We start from the raw sequence: 8,001 nt of genomic DNA on the forward strand, positions 1-8,001 counted from the left end.
GCGCTGGTGCCAATTTCTAGGGCGCGTCGAATGAGTTGAGGTACAAGATTGGGGATGTCGAAGTCTGGAAAAAGCCAGCTGCAGCTTGATTCTACGTAGTCTTCTCCCTGCAGAATAAAGATCCGCAAACTTCGCTCACCCAAGATCCAAACTTCCGGCACGCCGATGGCTCTATAGGCCTCGATAAAAGTTCGGGAAGTAACGTCGGACTCGATGGCCAGATCAGGTGGGGGCAACTGATCGACATCGATCCTGCCCTCGCAACCTCGCACCAACTCCAGGTGATTGACATAGAAGCAGGTGTCGGGCTCCACGCCAGCTCTGCCTGGCTTTTTGAGGGTTGTTGAGCCAAAGTCTTCCCAATCTCTCCCCTGAGCATCTAAGAGAGCCTTTACAATGTCACTGGCAATGCGATGAAGGCGCTCGTGTTTGGATAAAGGAGACATGATCTCAAAAGTGCCATCGTAGTAGGCAATGCGAGTGTGGCGATCTTCGCCCAGCTCCTCCAGAATGCTCTCGCAGTCTTGCCAGGTAAGAGAATGAATAACCACTCGGCTGCCTTCTTGCAGGGAAATCGCTTGCAGGGGGATCGCGACGCCCATTACTCTCCTCCTTTAATGTCGTGGTAGATGGCCATAGCCCAAAAGCCGAATTCCTGAGCCAAAGCCAGACCTAGCCCTGTTAAACCTAGATACTCTTCAACTCCCAATTGCATAAGACGATCCAGGCCGTTGGAGTTAGCAATTCCCTTTTGGCCAGAGATCTCTTCTAGGCAATCAAAAAACTCCTTGACTACTTGTTTTTTCCCTTCCTGGTTGAGGGCATCTTCTTCTGCCTTAAGGCGCAGCAGGCCCCAGGTGGAAAGGTAGGTGTAGAGCTCCACAGCCTGGTTTTTCTGCTCCTTAAGCTTTTCTTGGTCTCTGGTTTGAGCCCTTAACTGGCGAAGGGATTCGTAAACGGGCTTGGCCAACGTGCGGGGATCAAAAGTTTCCATAAAGCCTCCTCAACTAGTTCCAAGACAACTCGACAAAGCCCCGGCCTAGGCTCTCTTGGCCGCCAATTTGTAGAAGTTGGTTCTTCTGGAGAAGCTTCTGAAATTGCTCCACTGCTTTCTGGGAATTGCCGTTGGATTGGGCTGTTACCCCCCAGGTAAAGTACATCAAGCTATCGGGGGGAATGGCCTCTTCGTAGCGAAAGCCGCCTTCTACAACTTTGTGCTCGCTGAGCTTAACTTTCACCTGCCGCCACAGGCTCATTTGAATAAGGGTGGCACAGTGCTGATCCGGCAAGACAATGACGCGGGTGATGCTGGAAGATTTGACAAAGCTTTGCCAGTTTTCCCACTTCTTTAGACCGTTCTTTAGGATGGCATCCTTGAGATAGATGGGTCGGTTTGCCTCCAAGTTGGTGCTATAGGGCTCCGGCACCTGCAACTTCTGGCCACTTAGCCTCAGCCAGCGCTTGAGCAAGAGGGGGCAGCTAATCCAGACTACCCCGTGGCTGAGGGAAGCCACCGGCACCCACAAGAGGGATCCATCTCCAATCCAAATGGAGCCTTGGGTAAGCTGATCCCCCTCCCCAATTTCGTTGCCAAAAAGCTCAAACTTTAACTCTTTCTCGGCCACGCTGGCCCGCAATTTGCCGCGGATGGTGCTGGAAGGGATGTAGGGCAAGTTGGTGTGGGCCTCGCGGGCAATGCCCAAGAGGTTGCCTTCTTGGGTGGTGCCGCCGGTGTGCAGGGGAGTCAGCAAGGTGAGATAGACCAGGTGAAAGGCCATAGAAAAACACTCCTTATCCGTTAAAACAGGACTTCAAAAGCAAGCTCAATGGGCCCAAGGCAGCCAGAGCAACTCGCTGTAGCCTAGAAGCCGCCAGCGGTGGAAGACGTTGAGCCGGCCATCTTCCAGCTCCGGCTCGTCCTGGGCAAGGGGAGCTGGATGCTCCAGGTAGTAGATGCTGCCAGGCGGGGCGGCAAACACTTGCGGAGCTGGCAGGCTGGTCTTGCGCGGCTCTGTCAGGGACTCCACCCGCAGGCGGCCACTAATGGGAACCGGTTTGCCGGTGGCCACGCTCACCAGAGGGCCAGTGAGGGAGTGGGCAGGATGAGGGGTGGCCAAGCGCCACTCCCAGGGCCAGGCGCGGCAGAGGGAGCGCCCCTCCACCTTTTTGATGAACACGCCGGGGGTCACCAGGTAGGCCAGAGCTCGGCGGGCTTGCCGGAAGGTCTGCTGGGAGAGCTCCTGCAGCACTTGCCACTGCTTGCCCAGCTTTGGGCAGGGGCTGAGGAGAGCAGCGTGGCCTTCTCCCCCTAGCCGCACCACTACTTCTTGCGCTAGGGGCAAGGGATCCCAGCTTTCGCGCTCTGGATCCCAGCACTCGATGGAAAGAGCCAGGCTCCAGCCGGGCTGCAGGCGGATGCAGGTTTCCACAAAGTAGCCATCGGTCTCCCGCACCTGGCGTTTGCCTGCCTGCAGGGTGTTGTGGGGCCGCACTTCCTCTACCCAGGGGGACTTTACTGCCTGCTCCAGATCCCAGCCCTTGCCTTGCAGGGCTTTTTGCACCGCCTGCCAGGGTAGGTAGCCAGCAGCCTTTTGCTTGGGGCTTTGCGGGCTTTTTTCTTCCTCGAGCTGAGCCGCTGTCACCAGAGGGGCTGGCCGGGTGGGATCCCAGCGGTAGCTGCCGTAGGCATGGCCCTCTTCCAGCCAGGGGATGGGCACCAGGGGGGATCCCTGGTAAAGGTGCAAGGGGCTGGGGAAGTAAAGCTGCTCCTCGCAGCAGAGAAAGGGGCCGCAGAGGCGCAGGGTTGCCGGCTGGCCCAGGTGAGCTAGGATAGCGCCGGCAAGGGTGTGCCCGCTGGGCGGAAAGCCGCTGGTGGCCCAGGCCCGCTCCCCCGGCGCAAAGGGCTTGGCATCGCGAAACATCCACACATCCAAAGGCGAGAGCACAAACCAACTCATCGCGCATTTCTCCCCAATTCCACGGTGCGGTTGCGCAGCACAAAGGCCGCCAGCTTGAACCAGTTTTTGATGGCCAGATCCCACGCCGCCGGCTGGGCGGGCAGGCTGTGCTGCCAGAAGTGCTGAATAAACTCGACCAGCTTGGCCTGGAAGCGATCCTTCTGCTCACTTTCGCCGCGAAAGAGATCCCGGCGGCTGCAGAACAAGCGGGCCCAATCGGGCACTGCTTCCAAGGTGGGGGCTGGGTGCTGCTCCCAAAGCTGGGCGGCCTGCTCAAACAGAGAGCTCTGATCCTGCTTCTGGCCCAACAGCTTCCAGTCGAAGTCCAGCAGATCCTTCCACTTGTCGAAGGTGTCGAACTTGCAGGTGCTCACCAGTTGGTTGCCGTTGGCAAACAGCACCCGCACCTGGACGCTGTCCTTGGGGCTGCTAGAGGCATAGGCCTGCCCCTTGGCCCCTTGTTCGGCCTCCCAGAGGTTTTCCAGGGCAATGGCCAGGGGCACCGAGTGGTGGGCAATCACCACCCCAAAGCTAATGCTGGCCAGGGATCCCAGGGTAAAAAGAGGGCGACGGCTTAGGCCAGCCGGCAACTGCGCCTTTTGCCACTGCCAGTAGTCCCCTTCGTTGGCAAACTCGCGCCAGTCGTCTTCGCCGCCGCGGAAACACTGGCGGATGTCCCAGAGCCAACTATCCCACTCCCAGAGGTTGGTGTAGGCCAGAACGTCGTCCCCCCCGGCGTAGATGAGCCTGCCGGCATAGCGCTGTTCAGTAAGGTAGGGCACCAACTGGCCAGAAAAATCCAACAGAGCCCGGCTGAGGGCGCTGTGGGTGGCTGGGCCCATGCGCTTGCGGCTGGCTTTAACAAACTCGCTGAAGGCGTCCTTGACTTGCTTGAGCTCTTCAGAGTCGAGGACGCGGCCAATAGCGTCCCTCTGGCCATCCGCTAGGCGCTGCAGCGGCTGGGGCAGGTAGTCGTAGTAGGGCTTCATCTTCCCCCCGCTCAGCCACTGGCCCATGTCGTCGCCATCGCCCGCGGCCAGCACGTACCAACTGGCGGGGTTGATGCTGGGGTAGTAGCGGCTGAGGGTGGCTTCTATCTCCTGGCGGCAGCGCTTCTGGGTTGCCTCGTCCGCTTCCAGGTCTTCCACCAGCCAGCCGGCGTTGAGCAGCCGCGGGTGGTAGCGCAGGTTTTGCTGGTCAGCCCACGGGATCCCCCACTTGCCGCGCATTTCTCGGATGACCTCCCGAATGGCGGGGTGGATGGCCTCAACGGCGCGGCAGGCCTGCTCGAAGTGCTCCAGCTCGCGTCGCCCGTGGGTTTTCAGGTAACCGGCCACGCCAGCAGTGAGATCTGGGTAGGAAGCGGCGACCTCGTCTTCGTCGAGGGTGGGGAAGAGCTCCGGCAACACCTTGTCTAGGGCCCGCTTAACCGTTTCGGTGGCGTTGAGCTGCTCGCGGCCATCGAAAAGCCCTGCCTGGCGCTGCCAAAGCCGCCGGCTCTCCCCTTCGCTAATCCAGCGATTCCTGGGGGAAGGGTGAACCACCGGCCCTAGGCCAGAGACGGTGCTGCGCGGCCCAAAGGCCACCGGCAACTGCCAATCGCGGGCCTGTTTGCAGGCAGCCTGCAGCCGGCGCGTCGCCTCCACTGCCGCTGCCCACCAGGAGCCTACGTTTAGCCCTGGCTTGTGCTGGCGGTGCTGCTGCCTTTCGGGATCCCAGAAGCTGATCCGCAGGAACTTCAGCTCCGGGTCGGCAAAAAGCTGCCGCTTTCCTTTGAGATGGTAGGTGCGGTTTTGGGCGCTGACCCAGGGATCCCGCTCGATGGACTCCTGGGACTTGAGGATGGCGGTGTCTTTAAGCCTTTGGTGGGGGGATCCCAGGGGCGCCGCCGCCCAGTAGATCTGCCACTGGTGCTCCAGCCATCCCTTCCAGGTGGGATCCTCCGGGCGCAACTGCACCAGCCAGCGGCGCTCCAGTTGCAGGTGCTCCAGCGCCTTTTGCGCTAGCTGCCGCCATTCGTCTTTGAGGGTCTGCTGGGCAAACTGCATGGCCGCCTGCACCCGATCTTGGGGCAATAGCAAAAGGAGCACGTTGGGGAAGCCGGCAGTGAGGAGGGCGTTGGCAGAAGGCTGAGGGATCCACTGGGCAAATTCGGGATATCGCTTCAAGAGCCAGGCGTCGATCAAGGGCTGGCCGTAGAGGCTGGGGTAGAGTAGACAGTCAGGGCCGTATTTCTCCGCCAGCTCCCAGCAAAGCCGTGCCGAGAGGTAGTGCAACAGCCAGGATCCAGCCCAGAAGTCCCGCATCTTGCGGCTGGCTTTGATCAGCTCCTGGATGGGGTTGAAGGTGAAGCTGGCCAAAAAAGGCCGCGTGAACTTGGGTTCGTCGTAGCCGGCCAAACAGCCTGCCAGGGCCGCCACAACGCTGGTGTGGCTCCACAGGGATCCATCGGGCAGCCGCGTTTCTGCTGGCAAAAGCAGAAGGTTTTCATCGCCAAATTCCCGAACCAACGCCTGGGGGAAACAGCGCCAGAACCACCAGAACACCTTCTGGATGTCCTCCTCTTGCCAGATCCAGTCGGGAACCACCCTTGCTTCCCGCCGCAGCAGGTACTCGGCGCGGGAGCTGGCCTGCCGCAGGGCCCGGTGTTCTTCTTCGGGCAGTTGCCAAAAGCGCTTGCGCCCCGAAAGGAGATGGCTCATCTCTAGGCCCGGCCCCAGGCTCTGGCTGCAATCAGCTACCTGGTAGTCGATGGCAACCGGCAGGTGGCCAATAGCAGCCCGATCGCTGGCGGAGGCGACCAGATCCGCATCGCCAACGCTTTCTAGAGGAGATCCCTCTGCCTTGGGGGAGATCCACCCCCGCATCGCCGCTAAGTTTGGCCACAGTCCTTCCTTGGCGCGGCCAGAGGCGTCGTGGAGGGCCTTGAGGGCGGGGTCGTGCAGCAGACCCCAAAGCTTCGCTTGCCAGTAGTGATAAGCCATGGTGTTCTCGCAGCAGGAAGGGGACGTTTAGAACAACTAAAGACAAGAACCCGACAGCCGTCTGGTGTCGAGGTTACAGAGGCTACAAAACACCATCCGTCGATCCCCCTTGCTTCGTAGATTTCTTCAGCTTTTTTTCTGGTCGTCTGGGAGGATCAAGCTTGAGCTTGGCCAACTTTTTAACTAGGCTTGAAAAGCGGGAACGAAGCTGCCAATGTCTTGGGTTTACCAAGAAGCGGAGGGATCCTTTTCTAGCCGAGCCAATTCGGGAAACAGCGCCTCCAAGCTGGGCAGCAGATCCTGCAGCACAAAGCTCTCCAGAACTTCGCTGCGTAGAGATTTGGGTTTCATCTGCACATGGGCCACGTCGTTGCGGTATTCGCTCAGCCGAGACCAGAGCTTGGCTAGCTGCTGCACATCTGGGACATGGGCGGCAATGGGAGGCAGGGACTGAAGCTGCTCTTGGTGTTGGATAAGGGATCCAGTCGCAGGGAGATCTCCCAAGAGCTGCTCTTCCCGCGGGATGAGGGATCCCAACTGGTGTTCAATTCCCTGCCGCGCTTCTCGTTCGAGGTAGTTTTGGATCCCCTCACAGAGGCAAAGGGCAGAAACCACCCACTCGCGAGCCAAGAGAAGGGCTTGGGTGGTGAAGCGCTTTTCCACATACCAGCGCAGCAGTTGAAAGTGCTTTTGAACTTGAGCGCGGGGATCCTCCTTCTGGTCTGCCGGCAGCGCCAGTTGGCTGTAGCTATTTTGAATGCTTTGCAGCAGCAGGCCGAAGGGCTTGGCAAATTGGCCCACCTCTTCTGCCAACTCCTGGGTAGAGTGTCTTTGTAACTTGCGCAAGTCCTCCTGCAGGCTGACCGGCCTCACCAGCTCCAGAGAACGGGAGATGTCGCGGATGGCTTGTCCAAAGCTCTGCAGCCGGGTGGGCCGGGGATCCCCTTTGCCGGGCTTTTGCTGCCGGTAAAAGTCCCGTTGAACCCTGTCCAAAAGCTGCCCCAGTTCCACCGCCGAGCCGGTGCTGATGAACTTGTCGCTGGCCGTCAGCCAGTCCAGAAGCCGAATGGCCGGCGTGAGATCGATGATGGGGGTTTCTGCCTGGCCATGGCGGTAGAGGCCGTAGTAGAGCCCCTGGATCTCGACGTTTTTAGCCTTGCGCAAGAGGGCGGCTCCCAAGAGCATCAGCACTGGGATGGAGCGAAAGGCGTGGGTGATATCAAAAAGCAGCTGGGTGTTAGGCTCGATGCTATCCACCAGCACGTCGAAGATCTCCCAAGTCTCTGCCTCGGTTTTCCCTTCAGGGATAGCCCTGGCAATTTTCTCCACGTGGGAGGGAAGACAGTCCTGCAGACAGTTCCAGTGCGTAGCGCGGGCTTCTTCGGTAAGCAGGAGAACAACCCTGTCAATCTCAAAAAGCTGGCAGAGGGCTTTGGCAACGTAGCAGGTTTTATCTGCCCTTTGCTCTCCAAAGAAATACACTGTCTCCGTGTATTTGGTGGTGCCCAGGGTAGTCAAAAGGGTTTTGGCCATAGGGATCCTCCAGGTGAGCCTGCAACAATCAAAGCATAGGCGCTGGCAAGCTCCTGCAACCTGAAAGCCCCCCTTCACGAAAACAAGACGCCTTTTCCCAAACAGAGAAGGTGAAAGAGCCTGAAGTTAACCTAGAAAGCAGTTGGCCTCTGGAGCAATGGGGATTCCAGCATGATCTCGACCGAAAAGCTATCGCTCGCTCCCGAACAACTTCTCGCCTTGCCAGAGGAAGATGCTACCTGTGAGCTGGTCGATGGGCAAGCTGTTCCCAAACATGAACCCATGTCGCCGAAGCGCTTCCGCGCTCGTCTTCAGCCCATCCTGTGGCGAATCCTTGAGGACTGGTGTTCCGCTGCTGAGTGTCCCAAGCCGGGATCCGCTCACGCTGAATGGGCAATTGTCCTAACTCGACAAGGGGAGCCCTGGATCCCGGTTCCGGATATCACCTACATCTCCAATGAGCGATTGCCAATTGAAGCCATGGCCGATGAGCCCTGTTCTGCCATTCCTGAACTGGTGGTTGAGAT

Annotated in this window: 7 protein-coding genes; 1 reads left to right on the forward strand and 6 read right to left on the reverse strand. The window is 59.1% G+C overall.

Annotation, left to right across the window (positions count from 1 at the left end; genetic code table 11):
- From NW807_RS10515 to csx2, 6 genes are all read right to left on the reverse strand, one after another.
- Positions 1–602: Uma2 family endonuclease (locus tag NW807_RS10515; protein WP_414426073.1), on the reverse strand; the 602-nt coding region annotated here is incomplete at its 3' end.
- Positions 602–994, reverse strand: a complete 393-nt coding sequence (locus tag NW807_RS10520; RefSeq protein ID WP_099812778.1) for a hypothetical protein — start codon at positions 992–994, stop codon at positions 602–604. The genes NW807_RS10520 and NW807_RS10515, both read right to left, overlap by 1 nt.
- A gap of 13 nt (positions 995–1,007) precedes the next feature.
- A complete protein-coding gene (gene cmr4, locus NW807_RS10525; RefSeq protein ID WP_414426074.1) occupies positions 1,008–1,778 on the reverse strand; it encodes a type III-B CRISPR module RAMP protein Cmr4 in 771 nt (256 codons plus the stop codon).
- A 45-nt stretch (positions 1,779–1,823) separates the two neighbouring features.
- Positions 1,824–2,957 carry a type III-B CRISPR module-associated protein Cmr3 gene (locus NW807_RS10530; RefSeq protein WP_414411709.1) on the reverse strand — a complete coding sequence of 378 codons (1,134 nt, stop codon included), beginning with the start codon at positions 2,955–2,957 and terminating at the stop codon, positions 1,824–1,826.
- On the reverse strand, positions 2,954–5,941 hold the full coding sequence (gene cas10 / locus NW807_RS10535; RefSeq protein ID WP_414426075.1) for a type III-B CRISPR-associated protein Cas10/Cmr2: 2,988 nt from the start codon (positions 5,939–5,941) through the stop codon (positions 2,954–2,956). Before cas10 ends, NW807_RS10530 begins: the two co-directional genes overlap by 4 nt.
- A gap of 225 nt (positions 5,942–6,166) precedes the next feature.
- The gene (gene csx2, locus NW807_RS10540) at positions 6,167–7,474 is read right to left on the reverse strand and encodes a TIGR02221 family CRISPR-associated protein (protein ID WP_414426076.1); all 1,308 of its coding nucleotides are present in this window, start codon (positions 7,472–7,474) and stop codon (positions 6,167–6,169) included.
- Between the two features lie 171 nt (positions 7,475–7,645).
- On the opposite strand from csx2, the gene NW807_RS10545 reads away from it, so the two are divergent.
- On the forward strand, positions 7,646–8,001 hold a 356-nt coding region (locus tag NW807_RS10545), incomplete at its 3' end, for a Uma2 family endonuclease (protein ID WP_414426077.1).

Source organism: Synechococcus sp. R70.1, assembly GCF_047461675.1.
Taxonomy (GTDB): domain Bacteria; phylum Cyanobacteriota; class Cyanobacteriia; order Thermostichales; family Thermostichaceae; genus Thermostichus.

Coding starts and splice junctions, on each gene's coding strand:
- NW807_RS10520 (WP_099812778.1), bottom strand. CDS start 994: ATGGAAACTTTTGATCCCCGCACGTTGGCCAAGCCCGTTTACGAATCC.
- cmr4 (WP_414426074.1), bottom strand. CDS start 1,778: ATGGCCTTTCACCTGGTCTATCTCACCTTGCTGACTCCCCTGCACACC.
- NW807_RS10530 (WP_414411709.1), bottom strand. CDS start 2,957: ATGAGTTGGTTTGTGCTCTCGCCTTTGGATGTGTGGATGTTTCGCGAT.
- cas10 (WP_414426075.1), bottom strand. CDS start 5,941: ATGGCTTATCACTACTGGCAAGCGAAGCTTTGGGGTCTGCTGCACGAC.
- csx2 (WP_414426076.1), bottom strand. CDS start 7,474: ATGGCCAAAACCCTTTTGACTACCCTGGGCACCACCAAATACACGGAG.